Below are 23,344 nucleotides of genomic sequence, written 5' to 3'. Positions count from 1 at the left end.
GGACGTCTGGTCGCGGCGGATCAGGGCTGGTTGGCGGCGGTCACGTTGACCGCCGCCCAGGCCTTGTCGACCGCGGCGTACTCGGTGCTGGTGGTGCCGTAGAGGTCGCCCGCCGCCTTCAGCGTCGCCGTGCGGGCGTCGTGGAAGTCGGTGGTGGAGACCATGTACCGGGTCAGGGCCTGGTAGAAGACGCGCAGCGCCTTGTCCCGGCCGATGCCCTGGACGGTGGAGCCGTCGTAGGTGGCGGAGTCGTAGGTGACGCCGTTGACGGTCTTGCGGCCGCTGCCCTCGGCGAGGAGGTAGAAGGCGTGGGAGGAGACGCCGGACCCGGCGTGCACCTCGGCGTTCACGGTGGAGGTGCCCCAGTAGTCGACGGTGCCTTCGAGCCGGTCGAGGGACGGCTTGTCCAGGCGGCGCAGGAAGCCCTGGTCCAGACCGAGCTGCTCGCCCATCAGGTAGTTGCCGGTCTTCGGGTTCGTGCTGAACTCGGTGGCGCTGCCGAAGATGTCGGCGAGCGACTCGTTGAGGGCGCCCGGCTCGCCGTACTGGTTGCCCTGCGAGTCGACCCGGGTCGGTTCGAGACCGGCGGTGGCCGCGACGACGCCGTGGGTGAGTTCGTGGCCGGTGACGTCCAGCTGGACCAGCGGCTTGGTGAAGGTCTGGCCGTCCCCGTCGCCGTAGATCATGCAGTGGCAGGTGTCGTACCAGGCGGCGTTGCCGTAGGCGGTGCCCCAGTGGACCACGCCCTTGGGGCCGACGCCGTCGTTCTGGATGCCGTTGCGGCTGAACGTCTTCTTGTAGAAGTCGAAGGTGGCGGTGAGCCCGTGCGAGGCGTCCACCGCGGCGGTGGCGTTGTCCTTGGTGGTGCCGTCGCCCCAGGTGTCGTCGGAGTCGGTCAGCGGGGAGGCGGCGGTGAAGATCTTCGCGTCCTCGCGGGTGGCGTGCCTGGCGTCGCGGATCTCGGCGTCGCCGCGGGTGGTGTCCTTGAGCAGGTACGTCCGGGCGGCCGTCTGCGTGGTGTCGAGGGTGACGGTGCCGGAGAAGAGGGACAGGCCCTTGCCGACGGCGGGAGCGGGGTAGCCGGAGCTCCTGCCGGACGGGCGGACGAGCGCGCTGCCCGCGGTGCTCCTCGGGCGCGGGGTCTCGCCGCGCTGGTGGAGGCGCGTCACGACCCGCGGTGACAGGAACCCGTCGACGGTGGGCGTGCTGCGGAGCACGGCGCCGGTGGCCGCGTCGACGAGGACGGTCCGGGCGGCGTCGGGCGAGCCGTCCGCGGCCGTGACGTCGACCTCGTACGCGAGGGTGCTGGTGCCCGCCGTGTGGTCCACCACCAGCCGGGGCGCGGCGGCCTGCCCGCCGCGCACCTGGGCCGCGGCGTGCTTCTCGGCCTCGCGCGGGGTGAGGTCCGCGGTGGTGGAGGGCAGGGAGACCGCTCTGCCCGCGGCGCGGGTCACGCCGAGGTAGGAGGAGTCGGCGCCGAGGTGGACGACGAGGTCGCCGCCGACGACCGGCACACCGCGGTAGAGCTGGGCGAACCGCACGTGCCGCTTGCCGTCCTGATCGGCCATCACCTCGACGGCCCTGAGCCGCGTCTGTGCTCCGACCCCGGTGGCGGCGGCGTGGGCGAACGCGGCGGCCTGTGCGGCCTCGACGGTGGCGGACGTCCGGCCGGCCGCGGGAGCCGCCGTCGCGGGGGTGTGTCCGGCCGGTGCGGCCACGGCCGTACCGGCGGTCGCGGCCAGGGCGGTGGCGGCGACGAGGGCGAGAGCCGTTCGGGATATTCGCGCGGAACGCATGCGTGGTCCTCGGAAGTCGAAGATGTGGGGAGTGGGGAGTGCGTGCGTCTCGTCCGAGTCGGCCGAGGCGCCCGCTGCCGAGGACCCTGACATGCTTGGCATGCGCACGTGAAGAAGGTGGCGGCGCAGATTGCCGAACCCTTTATTTCCGCAGCTCATTGTGAAACGGCCGCCGTGCGGGCGGGGCCGGGCAGGAGCCGCGCGCACGACACGGCGGCCGAGGAGATTTTTCGTTATGGCCGCACGGCCGCGGGGTCACCCCCGGCATGACGCACAATCACGACCGCCCGGCGGTGCCCACCTCACCGCCCGGGACCGCGCCGGTTGCGCCCCGGGAGACGGTGTGCCCACGGCATCCGGCCGACAGCGAGCCGCACGGTGTACGGCGCGCGGATCCGTACGACGCGCGGGAGGCGCAGGCGCGTTCGGCCCTGGCAAGGGTCTGGGCGCGCGTCGCTCCCCTGCTGCCCCCGCCCGCCGAGCGGCGGTCGAGGCATCCGGGCCGAAGGCCCGTGCCCGACCGGGTGGTGCTGTCCGTGGTGCTGCACGTGCTGCGCGAGGGCATCCCCTGGCACACCGCCCGCACCGGGGAACTGGGGTGCTCCGGTGTGACCGCCTGGCGCCGTCTGCGCGTCTGGGCGCGGGCGGACACCTGGCCCCGGATCCACGAGGCCATACTCCGTGAACTCGACGGTCCCGCCCGCCTCCGCGCCGTGCACGCCCTCGGGGCGGCGCGGTCGAGGGCGGACGGCACCGCCGCGCACCCCGGACCGGCGCCGTTCGCCGCGCCGCCCAAGCCGCGCCCCCCATCGCCCACGGACACGTCGCCCACGGGCGGCGAGGACGACGACGCGCTGGTCGCGGCCATCACGCGCGCGGTGACCGCGGCGGACGAGGCGGTGCTCGGACCGCTGCTGAGGCGCCTGGCCGGGCGGGCCGACACACGCGTCGTGCTGCGTCTGGGCGAAGCGCTCGCCGTGGCGTCCGCGAGCGGCCGGACCGACCGCGCGTCCCGGACGGAGCACTACGAGCCCGCCAGCACCTCGGTCCACGCGCGCTCGCTGCCCGAGACCACGAGCCCCACGCCCACGTCGGTGTACCGGCAGTCGACGAGAAGCTGACGCATGTGGTCCTCCGCCCATTCCCGTGCCACCGCCGCGGCGTCCTTGTCGCCGAACGCGGTGGCCTCGCCGACGGACGTCCAGGCGTACCCGGCCGCCGTCACCCGCTCCCCCACGTCGGCCGTCCGGCCGCCCGGCGGGTCGACGGTGCCGCGCGCCGCGACGGCGCGTGCGTCGCTCTGGGCCACCCGCGTCAGCCGCGGATCGGTCCTCAGGGGCGCGCAACCGCTGCTCGCGCGCAGCGCGTTGGTCCGGTCGAGCAGATCGCGGCGGCTCGCGGCCTCGACCGCTCGCGCGGTGGCGGCCGGTGTCGAGGCGGGGGTACGTGCGGGGGCGGGGGCGGACGTGCGGGCGGGCGCGGGGGTGGTCGCGGCCGGCCGTACGTCGGGGCTCGTGGGCGGGTCGGGGAGGGCCGGTGGTTGCGAGGCGGCGGGGGCGGTGGCCGTGGGGCGGACGGGCGGGGCCGCGTCGGGCTCCTTCTCCGGTGCCCGGTACACCGTGATCAGGAGGGCGACGGCTGCCACCGCCGCCCCGGCCGCGGTGGCCTTGGCCGCGGTGCCGGGCCGGACGGCGCGCCGCCCGGCGTCCAGCACGCGGTGGACGGCGGCCGCTCCGTGCGCCGCGCCGCCGTGGGCGGCCAGGGCCGCCGTGCCGTGCCCCGTGAGGGGGGCGGCGTGCAGGGCGAGGGGCACCGCCACCAGTCCCATCCCGGCGAGCAGCCCGTCGACCGGGAGCAGGTCCGTGGCCGACCGCGCGCATCTGTCGCACCCGCGCAGGTGGCGGGCTATGCGCTTGCGCCACAGGGAGCCGGGGGTCCCGTCCCATGTCCGGGTCAGCGCGGCCAGGGTCCGGCACCCGTCGCGGGATCCCGTCGCCCGGACGACCTGCCGGCACACGTCCAGTTGCTCCTTGACCCGCTGCACCCGTACCCCGGTGTGGGCGCGGGAGAGTCCCAGTGCCTCGGCGACCTCCCCGCGGGTGAGTTCACCGGCCGTCTCCAGCCACCACAGGGACAGCACCTGGCGGTCGGAGGAGTCCAGCCACCGGGCCGCCTCGGCGACCTCCCGCCGCTGTCCCGACAGTCCCAGGCGCAGGATGGTCAGTTCGGCGAAGTCCCCTTCGACCGCGTCCACGGCCGCGGCGTCCAGGGGCAGCGGCCTGCGCTGGGCGACCGACCACCTCCGGCGCACCTGGTTCATGGCGATCGCCACCAGCCAGGCCCGGAACCTGGCCGGGTCCCGCAGCCCGTCGAGACCGCTCAGGGCCCGCAGCAGGGTGTCCTGTACGACGTCGTCGACGTCCGCGTGGCCGTTCAGTGCCCGGCCGACGACGTTGTAGACCAGGGGCAGATACGCGGACACCAGCCGGTCCCGCGCCGCGGGATCCCCTCGCCGGGCCGCGGCGACGAGCGCTGTCTCGTCCGTGCTCTGTTCGCGCATCAGCTTCCTTCCGGTCTCCGCACCACGGGTGCCACGATAGGGAGACCCTGCGCGATCCATCGCACAACAGGAATCGCGGACGCGGCTCGCGTGACGTCCGTCACAGCCGCTCGCAGTCCGGGGCGGCGAGCGGCGTCACGACGGCGGAGAGAGCGGCGCGGCCGGGGTGTCGGGCCACCGGGCCGGACTCCCCGGTCATCGCGCCACGGCCTCTTCCGCCTTGGACCAGTTGGCGTGCAGCTTGTCCAGGTAGGACCGGGCCTGGCTGCCGGGCCGTACGCCGCGGGCGAATGCCAGCATGTTGCCCGCGCCGGTGTTGTAGCCCAGGGCCAGCAGTTCGTCCTCGCTGAGGGAGCCGGTCCGGTGGGCGGGCAGTTGCGTCCTGAGGTCGTGCAGGTACCAGGCCGCCGCCTCGATGGCGAGGTTCCTGTCGTCGGGCAGCTCCGACCATCGCCGGTCGGCGAAGTCCCGGCCCTTCTTGACCTGGTCGAAGGTGGCGCGGTGCATGTTCGCGATGCCGAAGGCGGCGTCCGGCTTGTACTTCTGCCACGCCCGCTCGAGGGCCGGATCGTGGGGTTTGTACGCCTCGTTGCACAGGATCGCCATCAGCAGCCGGGCGCTGACACCGGCCCGTCCGGCCTGGGTGCGGACCTCGGAGGCGTAGGCGGCGGGATCGTACGCGGCGGAAGTCCCTGACGCCGAGGGCGCCGCCGGGCCCGCCGGAGAGGACGGGTGCGAGACGGGCGTTCCCCCGGAAGGCGGGGCGTCGCTCCGGGAGAAGTGGCCCGTCCGCACAAGGGCACAGGCCACCAGGGCGAGGACCACGGCGGGCAGCCAGAGGCGCCGCTTCGGTTTCCGGGACGTCGACATGCCACCTTCTTCTCTCGCGCCCCGTCTTCGGCCGATGACGCACGTGTACGGCAGGACGGACGGCCTCCCGGTCCCGGACCCGGCCGGCGGGCGGACCCGCTTGCCCCGCCGCCGGAGCCCGGGGCCGGGACCGGGACCGTCGCCCGGTCAGTCCTCGTAGTAGTTGTTGACGACCACGTCGGGCTCGTCGTCGTCGAACGCCTCGTTCAGCAGGGCGCCTCCGACGAGACCGGCCGCACCGGCACCGATGAGGGCCCCGGTGCCGAAGCGACGGCCGCCGCCCTGCTGCTGCGCGTGCTGGTCCTGGTACGGCTGGCCGTATCCCTGCTGCGGGTATCCCTGCTGGGGGTAGCCCTGTTGGGCATGACCCTGTTGGGGATAGCCCTGCGGCGCACCGGTCTGCGGGTATCCCTGCTGGGGCGGGGTGTAGAAGGGCGGCGCGGTGGTCTGCACCCGCTGGGCGCAGCCGCCGCACACCTGCACGGGCCGGGGCACGCCCCACTGCGGGGACCAGGTCACGGTCGTCTCACCGGGGCCGTGGTGGGGGTCGAAGAAGCATGTCACGGGGGAACTCCCTGAGGGTTGCGGTGATACTGCCGCCGCCGGGGCGGCCGGGGAGAAGAGGGTCGGTGTCGGCACAGGTGCCGTGGGTGCCGGTGGAACGTGGACGGGCGGCGTGTGCACCGGTGGCGGGGAGGCCGGGAACGCGGCCCGGTCCGATCCCGGGATCGGGGCCGGGGTCAGGGTCGAGGCCGGGGCCGGGGCCGGGGCCGGGGCCGAGGTCGGGGCCGCCGGGGACGGCTCCTCCAGGACGCCCACGCCGTAGTCCGTGGCGATGCCGGCGAGCCCGGAGGCGTACCCCTGGCCGACCGCGCGGAACTTCCACTCCGCGCCGTGCCGGTACAGCTCGCCGAAGACGAGCGCGGTCTCGGCGGACAGACCGCCGGGCGCCAGGTCGTAGCGGGCCAGTTCCGTGCCGCTGTCCCGGTCCAGGACACGGATGTGCGCGCGTCGCACCTGCCCGAAGGACTGCCCGCGGTTCGCGGCCTCGTAGAGGGAGACCGGGAAGACGATCTTCTCGATCTCGGCGGGGACCCGCGTGAGGTCGACCTCGATCCGCTGGTCGTCCTCACCGGCGGGGCCGCCGCTGCCGCCGTGGCGGACCGCACCCTCCGGGCTGGTCAGGTTGTTGAAGAAGACGAAGTGCTCGTCGGAGGGCACCTTTCCCGACCGGTCGCACAGCAGGGCGCTGGCGTCCGGTTCGTACCCCGTGTCCGCCTGCCAGCCCAGCCCGACCGACACGGCAGTCAGACCCGGGGCCCGCTTGCTCAGCGACACATTGCCGCCCTTGGTCAGGGTCACGCTCATCCATGTCCTCCGCGACTGCTCACGCTCTCGAATCCACCACGGTCAACGGCCCCGAGGGCCCGTCAGTTCCTCAATTGCGCAATCAAAATGATGAATCCTTGCTCGCTCCCCCTCCGGCCGCCCCTTCCCCGCCCCGCCCCGGTACAGACCGCCCCTGCGCCGTCCGGGGGACGCGTGGGCATCAGCGCGTCCGCCCGGTGGTAGGTCTGGCCGGTGTCCGGACACGTCGGTCAGCCCCCGGACCCCGGTCACCCGGCGACGGTCAGGAGCGAAGAATGCCCTCAGCCCCCGCAGCTCGGCACGCCGACGGCGACCGGCTGCCTCTGCGCCAACGGTGGCGCCGGGTGCTCGACGAGCACACCGTGCCCACCCAGCGCTCGCTCATGGCGGCCTGGCTCGGCTTCGGCTGCACCTTCGGCACCGTGCGGCTGATCACCCACGGCATCCGGGGCGGCTGGCTGCCCTGGGGCGACATCTCCACCGGCGGGACGCATCTGCACCACTACAACTTCGGTATCGCCACCCTCGCGGGTGTCGGACTCGTGGCCGTGCGCGGCGACCGGGCCCACGTCGGCCACCCCGGGCTCGGCGCCGCCTACGGCGCGGGTTCGGCGCTCATCGCCGACGAGTTCGCCCTGCTGCTCGACCTCAAGGACGTGTACTGGGCCCGGCAGGGGCGCGTCAGCGTGGACGTCTCGCTGGGCATCCTCAGCACACTGGGCCTCTATCTGACCGCCGCGCCGTTCTGGCACGAGATCACCAAGGTCACCCGCGACCATCTGCGCGCACGTGCGGCCGCCGGGATCTGAGCGGAACGGTGCCGTGGACGAAACGGTGCACGTCGGCACCCCGTGGCGACGGGGTGGTGCGCGGTTCGGCCGCTCCGGCTCCCGGCCCCGGGCGTCTACTTCTCGCGCCCTGCCGGGCGCTCATCCCGGTAGCCGTCGGCCTGGACGGTGAACAGCCGGGCGTAGGTGCCCCCGGCCGCCAGGAGCGTGTCGTGGGTGCCTTCCTCGGTGATCCGGCCCTCGCGGAGCACGACGATCCGGTCGGCGTCACGGACCGCGCCGAGCCGGTGCGAGACGAGCAGGCTCGTTCGGCCGGACCGATACCGGGTGAGCCGCAGGTGCAGGTCGTGTTCGGCCTCCGCGTCCAGCCCGGAGCTCGGCTCGTCGAGGATCAGCAGATCGGGGGCCGGCCGCAGGAAGGCGCGGGCCACGGCGAGCCGCTGCCACTGGCCGCCCGAGAGCGACGCACCGGTGCCCGGGTCGTGGCCCTGGCCGTCGGCGAAGATCCTGCTCAGAAAGGTGTCGAAGCCGCGCGGCAACGCGTCGAGCGTCCCGTCGACGCCGGCCTGCCGGGCCGCCGCACGGAGCCTGGGCCGGTCGCCGAGCGCCCGGACGTCGCCGACAGCGATGTTCTCGGCGGCGGTCAGGTCGTAGTGCATGTAGTCCTGGAACACGGCGCCCAGCCGGCGGCGCAGCTCCTGGGCGGGGACCCGCCGGATGTCCAGGCCGTCCCACAGCACCGCGCCGCGGGTCGGCTCGTAGAACCGGCACAGCAGCTTCACGAGGGTGCTCTTGCCCGCTCCGTTGGGTCCGACGAGGGCGACGGCCCGGCCGTGCGGGATGAAGAGATCCACCCCGCGCAGCACCCAGGGGAGGTCGTCGTCGTAGCGGAACCAGACGTCCCGGAACTCGATGCCCTCGCGCAGCTCCGGCAGCTCTCGCCGGCCCCGGGACCGCGGGGGACCCGGCGGGCGGTGGACGAGGGGGTGCGCGCCGTCCTGCGCCACGGCCGGTTCCGGGCCGGCTCCGACGACGGCGAAGTAGTGGCGCAGCATCAGCAGCAGGTGGTGCAGGTCGGCCAGGGACCGTACGAGGCCGGACTGGGCGGCCTGGACACCGGCGACTCCGGCGACGAACATCGAGACGTCACCGACCGTCAGCTGCCCGCGCCGTGCCGCGAGTGCCGCCCAGACCAGTCCGGCGCCGCCGACCAGCCCGCCGAGCAGGGCCAGAGCGCCCTGGGTGGCCAGTTCGCGCCGGTCGGCCGATCGGCGCTCGGCGTCCGCGGCGCGCCGTTCGCCGAGCATCCGGTCCCGGAAGAACCCGCCGGCGTCGAAGAGCCGGATCTCCTTGGCGGCGTCCAGGCTGCAGAGCAGCAGTTGGTAGAAGACCTCTCTGCGCTGGGCCGCGTTGATGCGCCAGTCGCTCAGTGCCCGGCAGCGGGAGAGTCTGAGTTCGGCCAGCAGCCCCGGCAGCGCGGCGGCCGCCACCACGGCGGTCATGGCGGGACTCACCATCCACAGGGCGCCGACGAAGCCCGCCGCGGTGAGGGCGCCGCCGAGGATCCGCAGCCCGGACCGTACGGTGCCGCCGATGGCCTGGGCGCCCGCGGACTGGGCCATCCTCAGCCGGTCCTGGAAGACGGGGTCCTCCAGCCGGGACAGTCCGGTGAAGGAGTTGACGACGGTGAAGAGCGTGTCCAGTGCGGTCAGACCGGCGGCCCGGCCCAGATGGTTGCCCGCGAACGTGGTGAGGGGCGGCACGAGCGCCGCCGCCAGGCCGAGCCCGGCGAGGGCCAGGGCGAGCCCGAGGAGGTCGCCGCCGTCCGCCCCGACGAGACGGTCCAGTACGAGCCGGGTCACCCAGGCCACGGCGACCGGCAGGCCGGACGCCGCGACGGTGAGGACGAGCAGGGCCGCCGTGCCCTGGGGCGAAGCGCGCCAGGCCGACGCGGCGGCCCTGCGGGCCGAGGCGAGCGCTTCCCGCGGCCGGAGTCTCTCCTCGGCCCTGGTCATGTGCCGGCCTCGGCCGGTTCCGCCGGACGGCCCTCCCGCTCCGCCCGGTGGGGCAGGGTCCGGCCGCTGTTCGCGACCCGCCCGCCGCGGCCCATCTCGACGTAGGCGGGCACACCGGTCAGGGCGAACGCGTTCGTCAGCTCGTCCCCGAAGTCGCAGGTGACGACCCGGGCGACCGGCGCCAGCCGTTCCAGGTACGCGCGGACGCCGTCGCCCGAGTCGTCCTTGCCCGCATCGCGCACCACGACCGCCAGGACGCGTCCGGGACCGTGCCCGCCGGCCCGCTCGGCCACCAGAGGCAGCAGTTCCTCGCAGGCCGGGCATCCCGGTGACATGAAAGTGACCAGTTGGCCCTCGGACAGGTCGTCCCGGGTGAGGGCGCCGCCGTCGGCGTCACGTGCGGAGAAGGAACCGACGGTGGCACCGGCGGCCAGGACCGAGCGGGGGATGTCCGGCGACCGGCTGTCCGCTCCGTCCGCCCGCCGGGACAGGCGGCGGATCACTCCGTAGGTGAGTACCAGGTTGAGGACGCAGAGCAGTCCGACGAACACGACGCTCGCGATCAGCCAGTCCATGAGGGTTCGCCCTTTCCTGTGACGAGGCGTGGCCGCGCGCCGGTGGCCTGGACGCGCTCGGGTTCCGCGCGCGGCAGGCGGCGGACGACGACACCGATGATCTGCTCGGCGCGGAAGTAGCCGCAGAAGCGGGAGTCGAGGCTTTCTTCGGGGTTGTCGCCGAGCAGGACGATCCGGCCCCGTGGCACCCGCTCCTCGGGGAGGTCCCGCAGGGCCGGCGCGCCGTCGCGCGGCACCGGGTCCCCCGGTACGGCCGCCGCGCGCTTGATCATCCAGCGTGACGGGCTGACGGCGCCCCAACGCCCGTCGGCGGGCGGCCTGGTGACGACGAGCCGTCCCGCCGCGATGGCGGCGAGCCGCACGCGGTGGACCAGCACACGGTCGCCGTCGGCGAGCGCGGGCACCATGCTGGAGCCTTCCACAGTCACCACGAGGTAGCGGCTGCGGATCAGCGCGACCGGGATCAGGCAGGCCGCCGGCACGGCCCACAGGGCCGCCGTTGACGCCTTCACCGGGTCGTCTCCGCGGTGGCGTCGATCGGGGCGTCCGTCGCCGTGAAGAGGTTCACCAGTTCGTCCAGGGTCACCGTGATCAGGGCGAGGACGGCCGACACGCCGATGGTCAGCAGGAGCCCCGCGGACGGGGCCGCGCCCGCGTGCGGTGCGGCCGGCGCCGCCGCCGTTCCGGCGAGAGCGACGGTGACGAGGATCAGGTTGCGTACCACGTGCCGGGGCGCGATCCGTGCCGCGCCGGCGCCGAAGCAGTGGCAGGCGGTGCCCGCCTCCCGGCGCAGTGCCCCGGTGAGTCCGGCCGTGAAGGCCAGCAGCAGCAGCGCGGCGAGAGCGAAGCCCGCGACGGCGGACGCCGGAACGGCCAGCAGGACGACCACCGCGGCCTCGGCCGCGACCACCGCCGCGGCGACCGGTGCCGTACGGCGCCGAAGGGCGGGCACCAGGTGTCCCACCGCCTCGCGGAAGCTTCCGTAGGCGTCCGCGCCGCGTGCCTTGCCCAGGACGGAGCACAGAAAGACCAGGCCGAGGAGGACCCGGCCGCCGACGACCGTGCAGTCGACCGGATGATGCACAGCGATCCCAACCTTCCACCACGGCGGGGCGCGTCCGCGACGGCGGGCGCCCCGCGGACAGGGCTTCCGTCCGGACCGGGTCCGGCTTTCGAGCCGGCCCGGTCCGGACGGGAGACAAGTGGTCCAGGTGCGCGAGTGATGTCCGTGTCCACGCCCGGCGCATGCCGTGCGGGACCCGGATCAGGTGTCCCGTGGCCTCTCGCCGCCGGGGGACGTCACGCACCGGGCTGTGTGCGGTCAGCAGCCGCCGCAGGTGATGCGCTGCTTGTCGTTGCACGGGTCGACCTCGTACAGGCCGTTCCGGTTCTTGCCGCAGTAGTCCTTGAAGCAGCCATCGGGCTGCCAGCAGGAGAGGGCCGCCGCGGCCTTCTTCGGGGCCACCATGTCCATCAGCCGGTCGGACACGGTCTGGAGTCGGATGCGCATGAAGTGCTCCTGGTCTCTTGGGTGGTTGGCGAGGACGGTGCGCATGGTGCGCCGACCCCGTCCGGTGCGTGGAGCGGGGAGCGGGCCGGCAGCACAGAGCCTGCTGAGCGGGGCGCGCTCAGGCAACGGATCTTCCCTGTCCCGGACAGGTGCCGTGCTGTCCGGGCTGGTCAGGGCCTTGTTCGGAAACGTCCCGGACAGCCGGGACCGAAAAGAACGGCCGTTGTGAGGGGTGCCACGGCCGCAGCGGTCCCTGGAACGACTGCGGCCGGGCCACCGTCTTCCGGGCAAAAGCCACCGCGTCCGGCGGCGCCGGGGGCTTCTGGCTCCGCCCGGCTGGCAGCGACGGCCGCATCGGCATCACCGCGGACGACGTCGCCACGGGAGCCGAGGTGGTCGAGGAACGGTGTACCGGCGCGGCCGACCAGCGGTTCCTCATCCAGACCGGCTGTCGGTCCGCGGCGGTCGCCCGCTCTCCCGCCGTGGCCGGGCCGCCGTCCGCGCGCTGCGGCAGGGCGGGTTCGCGGGCACGTACGGCGGCACGTACGGCGCCGATCAGGGTCCGGTCCTCCTCGGTGAACCCGGCGATCGCGGAGCGGCGGTGTTCCGTCCCGGTTCCGTCCCGGTGGGCGCGGTCGACGGCGCAGCGGACGCACCGGGCCACCTCGCCGCCACGGCGGTCCGCCGCCGGATCAGCCCCGGCCCCGGCCCCTCTCCGGCCCCCGTCCTCGGCCGGGGGCCGGGGCGCCCGCGAGGCCGGCCGGGAGGTCCTGTTCCACCCAGAGGGTCTTGCCGTGGCGGGTGTAGCGGCTGCCCCAGCGGGTGGTGAGCTGGGCGACGAGGTACAGGCCGCGGCCGCCCTCGTCGGTCAGCCGGGCCCGGCGCATCCGGGGCTGGGTCGCGCTCGGGTCGGACACCTCGCAGGTCAGGCACTCGGCGAGGATCAGCCGCACCTGCAAGGGGCCGCCCGCGTAGCGGATGGCGTTGGTGACCAGTTCGCTCAGCACCAGCTCGGTGGTGAAGACCAGTTCCTCCAGGCCCCACTCGCGCAGCCGTCCGCTCGCCAGTTCGCGCACCTTGGCGACCGCCGCCGGGTCGGCCTCCAGGGACCAGACGGCCGTGTCCGCCGCGGGGACGCGCCGGGTGCGCGCGAGCAGCAGGGTGACGTCGTCGGCGAGCTCGTGGGCCGGCAGGTCGGCCACGACCTCGGCGACCGCCTCCCGCAGGGGCGGGTCCGGGGCGCAGGCACCGGCCAGCCGCCGGGCCAGCTCGGTCATCCCGCCGTCCAGGTCGCCGCCGATCTCTTCGAGCAGGCCGTCGGTGCACAGGGCCAGGATGCTGCCGGGCCGCAGTTCGATCTCGGTGGCCTCGAAAGGCACTCCGCTGACGCCGAGCGGCGGGCCGGGGCTGACCGGCACGTACGTGACCCGGCCGTCCGGGTCGACCACGGCGGGCGGCGGGTGTCCGGCGGAGGCGACCGCGCACCGCCCGGACACCGCGTCGTAGACGGCGTAGACGCAGGTGCCGCCGATGGCGAGCGGCCGCCACTCGGCGCCTTCCGGCTCGCCGTCCTCGACGACCAGTTCGGCGACCAGGTCGTCGAGGTGGACGAGCAGTTCCTCCGGGTCCAGATCGAGGTCGGCGAGGGTGCGGACGGCGGTGCGCAGCCGGCCCATGGTGGCGCTGGCGCCCAGACCGTGCCCGACGACGTCACCGGCGACCAGGGCGACCCGGGCCGAGGAGAGCGGGATGACGTCGAACCAGTCGCCGCCGACGCCGGTGGAGGAGTCGGCGGGCAGATAGGCGCCGGCCGTGGTCACGGCGGCGTTGCCGGCCTCGGACGGCGGCAGCAGGCTGCGTTGCAGGCCGACCGCGGCCCGGTGCTCGCGGGTGTAGCTGCGGGCGTTGTCCAGGGCGAGGGAGGCGCGGGCGGCGATCTCGCGCAGCAGGTCCAGGTCGGCGGCCTCGTAGGCGCCCCGGTGCGGTGCGCGCCGTACCGTGACGTGGCCGAGGAGGATGCCCCGGGCGCGCAGCGGGGCGGTCAGCTCCGGCGGTGCGGCGGCGCCCGGGTCGGTGGTCTCCTCGCGGGCGGCCAGGACGGCGCCGCCGGCGGTGAGACCGTCACGGGTGGCGGTGGTGCGCCGCAGCAGGAGCCTGCCGTCGGGTTCGACGGCGGGTTCGGCGCCCGAGAAGACGGCTTCGGCGATCTCGACGACGGCGGTGTCGGCCAGGTCGGGCACCAGGACGGCGGCCAGTTCCTCGCCGGTGCCGGTGACGGACAGGAGTCGGCCGACGGCGGCCGTGGCGCGGTGCAGGAGTTCGAGGCGGGCGCGCGAGCGGTGCAGTTCGGTGATGTCGGTGAACAGGGCGGTCAGTCCGACCACCCGGCCGTCGGGGGCCTGGAGGCCGAACGCCGAGAGGTCCATCACGACTCCGCCGCGCGGGTCGTCCAGCGTCCGTGCCAGCACCTCGCAGCGGACCAGCGGGCGGCCGGTCTCCAGCACCCGGCTCAGGTTCCGTTCGATCTCGGCGGCGTCCTCGGGCATCAGGAAGCCGCCCAGAGCCTGGCCGGTGAGGTCGGGCGGGACTCCGGTGTACGGCAGGAAGTGGATGTTGGTGCGCATCAGCCGGAGCCGGTCGTCGAAGACGGCGAGGCCCACCCGGTCCTGCCGGAACAGCCCCCGGGTGAGGGCGCGGTCCTGACGCCAGTGGGAGACCTCCGGGGCGGCCGCGCACAGGACCAGGCAGCGGGCCTTCCCGCTGTCCGTCGCCTCGGCCCCCTCGGCCCCCTCGTCTTCCTTCTCGTCCCCGCTCAGGGGGAGCACCCGGAAGACGACCTTCTGCTCGCTTCCGGAGGCGTGCCGGAGCACGGCCTCGCCGTACCAGGAGGCGCCGCTGTCCCGGTCCGGTGGGGGCGCGGGCCGGATGTCGGGGTCCCGCAACAGGCTCCACACGGGCCGGCCGCAGACGTCCTCGGCCCGGTGGCCCAGCAGTTCCTCGGCGGCCGACGTCCAGCCGACGACGACGCCCCGCCCGTCGAGAACGACGCCGGCCATGCTGTCGGCGAACGGAAAGAGCTGGCTCTCCATAGACGCACCTCGGGGGCTTCCGGTCCCTTACATGGTCTGCCGGATCCGGCCCCGGCGCACCGGCAGCCGCCCGGGTAGGGGCCGGGGCGCGGGCGGCGCGGGCGTGCGCTCCGGAGCCCGTGGCCGCCCCCGGAGCCCAGTGACCGCCTCGGTCCCCGGACCCGCCCCCGGACCCGCCCTGCCGAGGGCCGGGTGCGCCCCGCTACGCCGAACGACTGAGGCCGGGGCGCGCGCCGCGCGGGTCCGGGTGCGCGGCGGCCCGGCCCCGCCGTACGCGGGACCGGGCCGCCGTGGGATGTCCGAGGTGCCGTGGCCGGTTCAGCAGTCCTGCCACAGCCGGGTCATCACCCGTACGCCGAAGCGCAGTCCCTCCAGCGGCACCCGCTCGTCCACGCCGTGGAACAGACGGCTGTAGTCGAGGTCGTGGGGCAGCTTGAGGCCCTTGAAGCCGAAGCAGCGGATGTCCAGCTTGGTGAACGCCTTGGCGTCGGTGCCGCCGGGGTTGCAGTACGGCACGGGATGGCCGTCGGGGTCCTCGGCGCGCACGGCGGCGCACATGGCGTCGACGAGCGGGCCGTCGAAGGAGGTCTCCATGGCGATGTCGTGGTTGACCCACTCGCGGGAGACCGAGGGCAGCAGCAGCGCGTCGACGGTGTCGATCAGCTCCTGCTCGTGGCCGGGCAGGAAGCGGCCGTCGACGCGGGCGGTGGCGCGGCCCGGGATCACATTGGTCTGGTAGCCCGCCGAGAACATCGTCGGGTTGGCCGAGTTGCGCAGGACCACCTGGAGGAAGTCGGCGACATGGCCCAGCTTGGCCAGCTCCGTCTCCAGGTCCTCGGCGTCCTCGGTGTCCAGGTCGACGTCGACGCCCTGGAGCCGGGCGGCCTCCTCCAGTACGGCGCGCACCGGCGCGATCAGCCGGACCGGGAAGGTGTGGCGGCCGATGCGGGTGAGGGACTCGGCGAGGTCGGTGACGGCGTTCTCGGTGTTCGGGGACGAGCCGTGCCCGGCGCGTCCGGTGGCCGTCAGCTCCATCCAGGCCATGCCACGCTGGGCGTTCTCGATCGGGTAGAGGCGGCGGGTGTCGTCGAGGGCGTAGCTGAAGCCGCCGCCCTCCCCGATCGCCTCGGTGACACCGGTGAACAGCTCCGGCCGGTGCTCGACCAGCCAGTGGGCGCCGAACCTGCCGCCCGCCTCCTCGTCGGCGAGGAAGGCGAGGACGATCTCGCGGGCGGGCCGGGTGCCGGTGCGGGCGAAGTGCCGGGCGGTGGCCAGCATGACGGCCACCGTGTCCTTCATGTCGATGGCGCCGCGGCCCCACAGATAGCCGTCGCGGATCTCGCCGGAGAACGGCGGGACCTGCCATTCGGCGGCGTCGGCGGGTACGACGTCCAGGTGGCCGTGGACGAGCAGGGCCCCACGGGCGGGGTCGGTGCCGGGGATGCGGGCGATGACGTTGGCGCGGCCCGGGGCGCTCTCCACCAGCTCGGAGGCGATGCCGACGTCGGCGAGGCGGGCCACGACCCAGTCGGCGCAGGCGCGCTCGTCGCTGGTGGGGTTGGAGGTGTCGAAGCGGATCAGCTCCGCGCACAGGTCGACGACTTCCTGCTGCGCCTCCTCGGAGGCGGGGACGAGGGCGGGGGCGGTGCTGGTCATGGTGCTCCTACGGGGGCCGTGCCGGAGGCGGCCGGGGTCGTGGTGCCGGTGTCGCCGGACTGGTCCTCGACGGTGGTGGTGCCGTACGGCCGGATCCAGCCGGCGAGGCCGAGGGCGGCGTAGAGGACGAAGGCGGTGAGCAGGGAGTTCAGGGCGGGGATGCCACCGTCGTAGAACTTGCCGACGCAGAACGCGGCGGCCCAGATGACCAGGGACATGGGGACCCAGGTCGGCGAGGTGGCGGGCAGGGTCCCGGCGTCACGGGTGGCGTCGAGCGGGGCGCGCATGCGGCGCACGACCCAGTACTCGGCGACGATGATGCCGCCCACCGGCGGGATGGCGACGCCGAGCACGGACAGGAAGTCGGTGAAGTGGGTCATGATGCCGATGGCGGACAGCACGGTCCCGGCGATGCCGAGGACGATGGTGACCGCGCCGCGGTGCAGGCGCTTGGCGAAGACGACCTGGAAGAAGTTGACGACGCCGAGCGAGGAACCGTACAGGTTCCAGTCGTTGATCTTCGCCGTGGACATCAGGACGACCAGGACGCCGAAGACGCCGGAGGTGGAGAGCACGATCTGCGAGACCTGGCCGTTGCCGACCATGTGGCCGAGCAGCACGCCGGTCAGGCCGACGATGTACTCGGACAGGATCATCGACGAGGCGCTCTGCAGGAAGACGTGGCTGCCCTTGCGGTTGTAGCGGGTCATCTCGGGCGAGACGATCGCGCCGGTCATGTAGCCGCCCGCGATGGCGGTGGCGGCGACGGAGAGCGGGATCGCCTGGCCGGGCGCCGGGGAGTGGATCAGCTCGGACAGCGAGTGCTCGCTGAGCGCGTCGGTGACCGACCAGGCCACCATCGCGAAGAACAGCGGGGTGACGATCTTGGCGAAGACGGCCATGTAGCGGAAGCCGAAGATCACCAGGACGGTGATGGCGATGCCCGCGACCACGCACCACAGCCAGGACGGCCCGCCGACCAGCGAGGACACGCTGTCGCCGAAGATCGTGTTCTGGACGCCGAACCAGCCGACGAGGCTGATCGAGATGACCAGGCTGACCAGGGCGGAGCCGTTGCGGCCGAAGCCGGCCCAGCGGGTGAGCAGCGGGGTCGCCAGGCCCTCGCGCATCCCGGCGAGGCCGATCGCGAAGATCACGACCTCGAGGATCACCGCGCCCAGGGTGAAGGCCCAGAACGCGTCGCCGAAGGACATGCCGACGCCGATGGTGGCCCCGAGCGTGAACTGCGAGATGGAGCCCGACTGGGCGAGCCATTGGAGCAGCATGGTCCAGAAGCCGAGCCGCTTGTCGCGCGGGACGCGGGACAGGGCGTAGTCGTCGCTGCCGACGGCTCTGGCGCCGCCCTCCTGCGGGGGCGCGGCCGTGTTCTCGTGTGTGGCCATGGTCACGACTCCCTGGGGGCGTTGCCGAGGGTCTGCAGGTGGGCGAGCGGGCCGTAGCGGGCGACGAGGGCGGCGAACTCGGCCTCGTCGTGGAAGTCGAGGCGGCCGCCGCCGTACGCCTTCGCCGTCTCGACGGCGAACCGGGCCGCCGCCGCGATGTCGCCCTCGTGGCTCGCGCCCGTCTGGCAGCCGGGCACCGCCGCGGCGGAGGTCACCGCGACACCGACGACCGGGGCGGAGGTCGCCGTGGCCGGCTGCAGGATCGAATTGATGTGGTGTACACCGTTACCGTACGGGGTGATGTCCTGGGTGGTCACCGGGTACGTGACCAACGGCTCACCGGTGACCACGGCGAGCAGCTCGCCCAGCTGCTCGCTGACCCGGAGCACCCAGCCCTCCTTCACGGTGGGTGACAGGGCGAGGCCCTTGTGGTTGATGATCCGGTTGCCCTTGGTGGTGTCGATGGACAGCACCGCCTCCATGTCGGCGGTGACCTCGTGCCGGTTCATGGTGGCGATGTCGACCGGCGAGTCCATGAACGGGACCGGGTCGTGCGGCGCGGTCGGGGCGTTCGGGCAGATGTGGGTGGCGACGACCACGTCGCCGTCCAGGACGTCGCCCCGGCGGCGCATGTCGAGCAGCTTGGCGGCGGTGGCCAGCGCGGCGACGGCGCCGTCCGCGTCGGAGACCAGCCCGGTGATCTCCGGGCGCGCGCCGACGCCGCCCAGCCGGCCCACCACGCCGAGGGTGCGGGCCGTGCCGCCGGCGGCGCGGCCGCCGCGCCCGGGGATCCGCACGAGGACGAAGTCCGTCGAGCCGCGCTCGCCGGTGACGGTGGTGACCTGGGCGCCGGAGCCCTCGGGACCCGCGAAGGTGTCGAGATGGGCGGCGACGCGCTTGCCGTCGACGTCGGGGTCGTCGAGCAGCTCGACGAGGCCCAGGACGTACTTCAACATGGGCAGTTCTCCTGATCCGCACCCGGGGCGGTGCTGACAGCAGGTTCGGGATCCGTTAACGTTCTCCGCAACTGTTTCCCGTTATCTGCAATACACGTCTGGATGGCGAGACGCTTCGTCCGGCGCGGCGAGGAGACGGCAAGCGAGGGACAAGCGAGGGAGAGGAGCCGTCCGTGCCTGATCAGCCCGGTAGGTCCGGTCAGCCTGACCAGTCCGGTCAGTCCGGTCAGCCCGCCGACCGCAGGACCCCGGCCGGGGCGCTGCAGACCGTGGACCGCGCCCTGCTGGTGCTGCTGGCCTTCGAGCGCTCGCGGCCCGACTGGGGGGTGACGGAGGTGGCCGGCGAGTTCGGCTGGGACACCTCGGTCGCCCAGCGGCTGCTGTCCACGCTCGCGGGCCGCGGCTTCCTGGTCTCCGACCCGGCGACCCGGCGCTACCGCATCGGCCCGGCCGCGCTGCGCCTGGGCCGGCTGTGGGAGCGTTCGGGCTCCCTGGAGCTGCTGGCGGAACCGGTGCTCCAGGAGCTGCGGGCGGTGACCGGCGACACCGTGCTGTTCTGTCTGCCGGACAGCTTCCACATGCGCTGTGTGGCGGCCGTCGAGGGCGAGGAGGGGCCGCTGCGCTACTACCCGCTGGTCGGCGAGCTGTACCCGGCGCACGCGGGCGCCACCAGCAAGTCGTACTACGCCTTCCTCCCCGACGAGCAGCGCCACCGGCTGTTCCGCAGCCGTCCGATGGCGCGCTTCACCGAGCGCACGGTCACCGACCCCGACCGGCTGGAGCGCGAGTTCCGCGAGGTGCGCGCGCAGGGGTACGCCTGGACCGTGGGCGAGTACGACGCCGGGATCGGCACCGTCGCCGTGCCCGTCTTCCTCGGCGCCGAGCCCTACGGCAGCCTCAGCCTCGGCGCCGCCAAGGAACGCTTCCCGGACGGGCCCGAGGACCGCCTCGACGCGCTGCGCCGCGCGGCCCGGCTCCTGGAGCGGCGCCTGACGCATCCGCCGCAGCACCACCGCAGGCCGCGCGCCGCGCGCCCGGCCTGACCCGCACCTCACCATCGCACCCGTATCACCCCCGTGTCGCACCTGTGTCGCACCCGTTCAATGAGGGACACCCCGTGAATCTGCTGCTCCTGTCCAACTCCACCCAGTACGGCCGCGGTTACCTGGAACACGCCCTGGACACCGTGACCGGCTTCCTGCCCGCGGGGGCGCGGCTGGCGTTCGTGCCGTACGCGCTCGCCGACCACGACGCGTACACCGCCAAGGTGCGCGGCGCGCTCGCGGACGCCGGGATCGAGGTGCGCGGGGTGCACGAGGGCGGCGACCCGCTCGCGCGACTGGCCGCGTCGGACGCCGTGTTCGTCGGCGGCGGCAACTCGTTCCGGCTGCTGAGCGCCCTGTACCGGACGGGACTGCGCGAGGCGCTGCGGGACGCGGTGCGCGGCGGGCTGCCGTACATGGGGGCCAGCGCGGGCACCAACATGGCCGCGCCCACGCTGCGCACCACCAACGACATGCCGATCGTGCAGCCGCCGTCGTTCGAGGCGCTGGGCCTGGTCCCCTTCCAGATCAATCCGCACTACCTGGACCCCGACCCGCGCTCCACGCACAAGGGCGAGACCCGCGAGGAGCGGCTGACGGAGTTCCTGGAGGAGAACGACGTGCCGGTCCTGGGGCTGCGCGAGGGCTCCTGGCTGCGGGTGGCCGACGGCCGTGCCGCGGTCGGGGGCGAGCGTCCGGCCCGGCTGTTCCGGCGGGGTGCGCAGCCGCGCGAGCTGGCCGTCGGGTCGGACGTCTCCGAACTGCTCACGGTGACACCGGAGTTCGACCGGCGGGCATAGCCTGCGCGCGCCTTGGCCCGGTGCCGTTGATCGTGCTTAGGTTAGGCTAAGCTAAGTGCGAGATCCGGCGTGGGGCACCCTCTCCCCGCGCCCAGGGCGTACAGCTCGTGAACGGGGCGGAGATGACGGAGCCGAGTACGGCGCAGGCCGCGGGAACGACGAGGACGGCGGGGGCGGCCGGGAGGCCGGTGCCCGCTCCGACGCCCGGCGGCCGGGACCTGCCGTGGGCGAAGGAACTCCGGGGCCGCACGGTCGTCGTGAAGTTCGGCGGCAACGCCATGGTGGATCCGTCCCTGCACCGGACGTTCGCCCAGGACCTGGTGGAGCTGCGGCACGCGGGCCTGCGGCCCGTCGTCGTGCACGGCGGCGGCCCGCAGATCAGCGCCCTGCTCGACCGGCTCGGCCTGGAGGTGCGCTTCGAGGCCGGGCTGCGGGTGACGACGCCGGAGACCATGGACGTCGTCCGGATGGTGCTCACCGGCCACGTCCAGCGCGAGCTGGTCGGGGCCATCAACGCCCACGGACCGTTCGCCGTGGGCCTGTCGGGCGAGGACGCCCACACGATGACCGCCGTGCGGCGCCCCGCCTGGGTCGACGGCCGGCCGGTGGACATCGGCCTGGTCGGCGATGTCGTGGCCGTGGAGGCCGCCACGATCGACACGCTGCTGGAGCAGGGCCGCATCCCCGTGGTCTCGCCCGTCGCACGCGGCGAGGACGGCCTGGTCTACAACGTCAACGCCGATCTCGCCGCCTCGGCCCTGGCCGTGGCACTGGGGGCGGACCGGCTGGTGGTGATGACCGACGTCGAGGGCCTGTACGCGAACTGGCCGCACGGCACCGAGGTGATCGGGCGTCTGACGGCCGGTGAGCTGGACGCGCTGCTGCCGGGGCTCGCCGCCGGGATGCTGCCCAAGATGGAGGGCTGCCTGCGCGCCGTACGGTCCGGGGTCACCAGGGCCCAGGTCGTCGACGGCCGGGTCCCGCACGTGCTGCTGCGCGGCGTCTTCACCGGGACCCCGTCCGGCACCACGGTGGTCCCGGACGGGACCTGACGGCACGTAACGCGCCGTGTGACCACCCGGACATGACGGTGGCCCCGCCCTCGGGCGGGGCCACCGTCATGTCCGGGACGCCGGGGCGCTAGCCGCAGCGCCGCCCGGGATAGGAGTCCGTCTCCGGCGCCCCGGCCTCGCGCATCCGGCGCAGGACCTCGGCGAGCGACGTGTCGTCCACGTCGACGGGGATGTTGAGGTGCCGGTCGAAGACGAAGGTCTCCCCCGCGTCCGCGCGCCAGATGATCCAGCGGGGCAGGACGTCGGGCTCCTCCCAGAGGTGGGCGTACCGCTCCAGGACGTCCGTCGGGCTGCTCATGGTTGTCCCGCTTCCGGTCAGGCGTCGGCGGCTTCGGCGAGGGAGCGGGGGCGCAGATCGGTCCAGTGGGTCTCGACGTACTCCAGGCAGGCGTCGCGGGTGGTCTCCTCCAGGGCGACCGTCCACCCTCCGGGCACCGCGGCGAAGGACGGCCAGAGCGAGTGCTGGCCCTCGTCGTTCACCAGGACCAGGAAGCGGCCGTCGGCGTCGTCGAACGGGTTGGTGCTCATGTCCGGTTTCCTCCTGGCCCGTTGGGACGGCGGGTGCCATGTCCACGGGGTGCTCGGTCGGGGATGGGTTCGGCAACAGAGGCGGCCACACACTTAGGTTAGGCTCGCCTAATCGCAGCTTAACGTTCCCTCTTTCCCCTCACAAGGAGACACCGATGCGTCGTCCAGTCGAACGGGTCCCGGACGCGGACGGCACGCGGAGCCCCTTCGCCGCGTTCGGACTGTCCGGTACGCCCGGCACCGACGCGTTCTGGGCCGCCGCGGCTCCCGTGCCCGTGCCGTCCGGCGACGGCGGCTGGCTCACCCTGTTCCTGCGGCGCGGCGGTCCGGCGGTCGTCGCGTTCGAGAGCTGGCCGGACCCGGTGCCGCTGGTCCGGTGGCGCGACACGGACTGCTGGTACGCCCAGGTGCCCCTGCCCGCGCGGTTCCGGGCGACCTACCGGTTCGTGGCGGGCGACATCTCCTGCGCCGATCCGCTCAACCCCGTCGGGATGGGCGGCGACCGGTCCGTGACCGCCACACCGGACGCTCCCCCGCAGCCGCACTGGCCGTCCGTCGGCGCCGGCGACGTGCTGCCGCTGCCCCGCACTCGGATCCGCTGGCCCGCCGGGCGGCTGGGCGGGCGGCGGACGGTGCGGGTCCATCCGGTGGGCGGCGGCGGCCCGGTGGTCCTGCTGCTGGACGGCGACGACTGGCTCTACCTGCATCCGGCCATGGCGGCGTTCGACGCGGCCGTCGCCGCCGGTGACGTGCCCGCGGTCACGCTGGTCTTCGTGCCGTCCCGGGACCGGCCCGCCGAGTTCGGGTGCCGGCCCGAGCTGTGGGAGTCGGTGCGGGAGGAGTTGCTGCCGCTGGTGGCGGACAGCGGGGTGCCCGCCGACCCGGACCGCCTGGTGGTCGCCGGGCAGAGTCTGGGCGGGCTGAGCGCGCTGTACGCGGCGCTGGAGTTCCCGGAGCTGGTGTCCCGCGTCGCGTGCCAGTCGGGCTCGTTCTGGTGGACGCCCGGGGCCATGGAGCTGCCGGACCCGCTGGGCGGCCCGGTCGGCGGCACCGTCGCCGCGCGGCTGCGCGAGCGGCCCGCCCCGGCCGGACTGAGGATCGCCTTCGACCTGGGCGAGCACGAGACACGTATGCGCCCCCACTGCGAGCTGGTCGAGGACCTGACCCGGCGCTCCGGTGCGACCGTACGGGTGTCCAGGTCGGCCTCGCACCATGACCGGGCGGGCTGGCGGCACTCCCTGCTCAGGGATGTCGCCTGGGCGCTGGGCTGACGGGCGCGGGGCCCGGGTCACCGGCGGACCGCCGCGCGCCCCG

General features: G+C 74.1%; 21 protein-coding genes. 6 read left to right on the top strand and 15 right to left on the bottom strand.

Going from position 1 to position 23,344, the window contains the following annotated elements; genetic code table 11:
• Positions 1–20: 20 nt before the first annotated feature.
• Positions 21–1,796 carry a M4 family metallopeptidase gene (locus tag R4Z62_RS33305; RefSeq protein ID WP_491521766.1) on the bottom strand — a complete coding sequence of 592 codons (1,776 nt, stop codon included), beginning with the start codon at positions 1,794–1,796 and terminating at the stop codon, positions 21–23.
• Positions 1,797–2,062: 266 nt separating this feature from the next.
• Here R4Z62_RS33305 and R4Z62_RS33300 point away from each other — a divergent pair, with 266 nt between their 5' ends.
• Positions 2,063–2,917 carry a transposase gene (locus R4Z62_RS33300; protein ID WP_491521765.1) on the top strand — a complete coding sequence of 285 codons (855 nt, stop codon included), beginning with the start codon at positions 2,063–2,065 and terminating at the stop codon, positions 2,915–2,917.
• On the opposite strand, the gene R4Z62_RS33295 is transcribed toward R4Z62_RS33300, so the two are convergent.
• From R4Z62_RS33295 to R4Z62_RS33285, 3 genes are all read right to left on the bottom strand, one after another.
• Positions 2,821–4,356, bottom strand: coding sequence for a sigma-70 family RNA polymerase sigma factor (locus R4Z62_RS33295; protein WP_491521764.1), 1,536 nt, complete (start codon positions 4,354–4,356; stop codon positions 2,821–2,823). The genes R4Z62_RS33300 and R4Z62_RS33295 overlap by 97 nt on opposite strands.
• 195 nt (positions 4,357–4,551) lie before the next feature.
• The gene (locus tag R4Z62_RS33290) at positions 4,552–5,226 is read right to left on the bottom strand and encodes a lysozyme family protein (protein WP_491521763.1); all 675 of its coding nucleotides are present in this window, start codon (positions 5,224–5,226) and stop codon (positions 4,552–4,554) included.
• A gap of 147 nt (positions 5,227–5,373) precedes the next feature.
• Positions 5,374–6,594 carry a TerD family protein gene (locus R4Z62_RS33285; RefSeq protein ID WP_491521762.1) on the bottom strand — a complete coding sequence of 407 codons (1,221 nt, stop codon included), beginning with the start codon at positions 6,592–6,594 and terminating at the stop codon, positions 5,374–5,376.
• Between the two features lie 275 nt (positions 6,595–6,869).
• On the opposite strand from R4Z62_RS33285, the gene R4Z62_RS33280 reads away from it, so the two are divergent.
• Positions 6,870–7,403, top strand: a complete 534-nt coding sequence (locus tag R4Z62_RS33280) for a hypothetical protein (protein ID WP_491521761.1) — start codon at positions 6,870–6,872, stop codon at positions 7,401–7,403.
• Positions 7,404–7,498: 95 nt separating this feature from the next.
• Here the strand turns inward: R4Z62_RS33280 and R4Z62_RS33275 are convergent, their stop codons facing one another.
• The 9 genes from R4Z62_RS33275 to R4Z62_RS33235 form a co-directional block, all read right to left on the bottom strand.
• Positions 7,499–9,397, bottom strand: coding sequence for an ABC transporter ATP-binding protein (locus tag R4Z62_RS33275; protein WP_491521760.1), 1,899 nt, complete (start codon positions 9,395–9,397; stop codon positions 7,499–7,501).
• Positions 9,394–9,972, bottom strand: a complete 579-nt coding sequence (locus tag R4Z62_RS33270) for a TlpA family protein disulfide reductase (RefSeq protein WP_491521759.1) — start codon at positions 9,970–9,972, stop codon at positions 9,394–9,396. The genes R4Z62_RS33275 and R4Z62_RS33270 overlap by 4 nt, the downstream gene beginning before the upstream one ends.
• Positions 9,960–10,484 carry a S26 family signal peptidase gene (locus R4Z62_RS33265; protein ID WP_355482031.1) on the bottom strand — a complete coding sequence of 175 codons (525 nt, stop codon included), beginning with the start codon at positions 10,482–10,484 and terminating at the stop codon, positions 9,960–9,962. The genes R4Z62_RS33270 and R4Z62_RS33265 overlap by 13 nt, the downstream gene beginning before the upstream one ends.
• Positions 10,481–11,056, bottom strand: coding sequence for a MauE/DoxX family redox-associated membrane protein (locus R4Z62_RS33260; RefSeq protein ID WP_491521758.1), 576 nt, complete (start codon positions 11,054–11,056; stop codon positions 10,481–10,483). The genes R4Z62_RS33265 and R4Z62_RS33260 overlap by 4 nt, the downstream gene beginning before the upstream one ends.
• A 237-nt stretch (positions 11,057–11,293) precedes the next feature.
• The gene (locus R4Z62_RS33255; protein ID WP_064537082.1) at positions 11,294–11,482 is read right to left on the bottom strand and encodes a hypothetical protein; all 189 of its coding nucleotides are present in this window, start codon (positions 11,480–11,482) and stop codon (positions 11,294–11,296) included.
• A gap of 692 nt (positions 11,483–12,174) precedes the next feature.
• Positions 12,175–14,571, bottom strand: a complete 2,397-nt coding sequence (locus R4Z62_RS33250) for a SpoIIE family protein phosphatase (RefSeq protein WP_491521757.1) — start codon at positions 14,569–14,571, stop codon at positions 12,175–12,177.
• 318 nt (positions 14,572–14,889) lie between these two features.
• On the bottom strand, positions 14,890–16,227 hold the full coding sequence (locus tag R4Z62_RS33245; protein ID WP_382852519.1) for a M20/M25/M40 family metallo-hydrolase: 1,338 nt from the start codon (positions 16,225–16,227) through the stop codon (positions 14,890–14,892).
• Positions 16,224–17,630, bottom strand: coding sequence for a cytosine permease (locus tag R4Z62_RS33240; RefSeq protein ID WP_355482022.1), 1,407 nt, complete (start codon positions 17,628–17,630; stop codon positions 16,224–16,226). Before R4Z62_RS33240 ends, R4Z62_RS33245 begins: the two co-directional genes overlap by 4 nt.
• A 2-nt stretch (positions 17,631–17,632) precedes the next feature.
• Positions 17,633–18,586, bottom strand: coding sequence for a DUF1177 domain-containing protein (locus R4Z62_RS33235; RefSeq protein WP_491521756.1), 954 nt, complete (start codon positions 18,584–18,586; stop codon positions 17,633–17,635).
• Between the two features lie 260 nt (positions 18,587–18,846).
• Here R4Z62_RS33235 and R4Z62_RS33230 point away from each other — a divergent pair, with 260 nt between their 5' ends.
• The 3 genes from R4Z62_RS33230 to argB all read left to right on the top strand — a co-directional run bounded on the left by R4Z62_RS33230 (position 18,847) and on the right by argB (position 21,481).
• Entirely contained in the window at positions 18,847–19,629 is a 783-nt protein-coding gene (locus R4Z62_RS33230; RefSeq protein ID WP_382852528.1) for an IclR family transcriptional regulator, read from the top strand.
• Positions 19,630–19,703: 74 nt separating this feature from the next.
• Entirely contained in the window at positions 19,704–20,429 is a 726-nt protein-coding gene (gene pepE / locus R4Z62_RS33225; RefSeq protein WP_491521755.1) for a dipeptidase PepE, read from the top strand.
• A gap of 188 nt (positions 20,430–20,617) precedes the next feature.
• Positions 20,618–21,481 (top strand): acetylglutamate kinase, encoded by an 864-nt coding sequence (argB, locus tag R4Z62_RS33220; RefSeq protein WP_491521754.1) that lies wholly within the window; start codon positions 20,618–20,620, stop codon positions 21,479–21,481.
• Between the two features lie 88 nt (positions 21,482–21,569).
• Here the strand turns inward: argB and R4Z62_RS33215 are convergent, their stop codons facing one another.
• Together R4Z62_RS33215 and R4Z62_RS33210 are read right to left on the bottom strand one after the other, a co-directional pair.
• Complete coding sequence (locus tag R4Z62_RS33215) at positions 21,570–21,800, bottom strand: hypothetical protein (RefSeq protein ID WP_064537075.1); 231 nt, start codon at positions 21,798–21,800, stop codon at positions 21,570–21,572.
• Positions 21,801–21,817: 17 nt separating this feature from the next.
• On the bottom strand, positions 21,818–22,030 hold the full coding sequence (locus R4Z62_RS33210) for an MbtH family protein (protein WP_064537074.1): 213 nt from the start codon (positions 22,028–22,030) through the stop codon (positions 21,818–21,820).
• Between the two features lie 155 nt (positions 22,031–22,185).
• On the opposite strand from R4Z62_RS33210, the gene R4Z62_RS33205 reads away from it, so the two are divergent.
• Positions 22,186–23,301: an alpha/beta fold hydrolase gene (locus R4Z62_RS33205; protein WP_491521753.1), complete on the top strand. Its 1,116-nt coding sequence runs from the start codon at positions 22,186–22,188 to the stop codon at positions 23,299–23,301.
• The last annotated feature ends 43 nt before the right edge of the window (positions 23,302–23,344 follow it).

The organism is Streptomyces sp. PL-25, from assembly GCF_058344915.1.
This window is presented reverse-complemented; position numbering and strand designations above follow the sequence as displayed.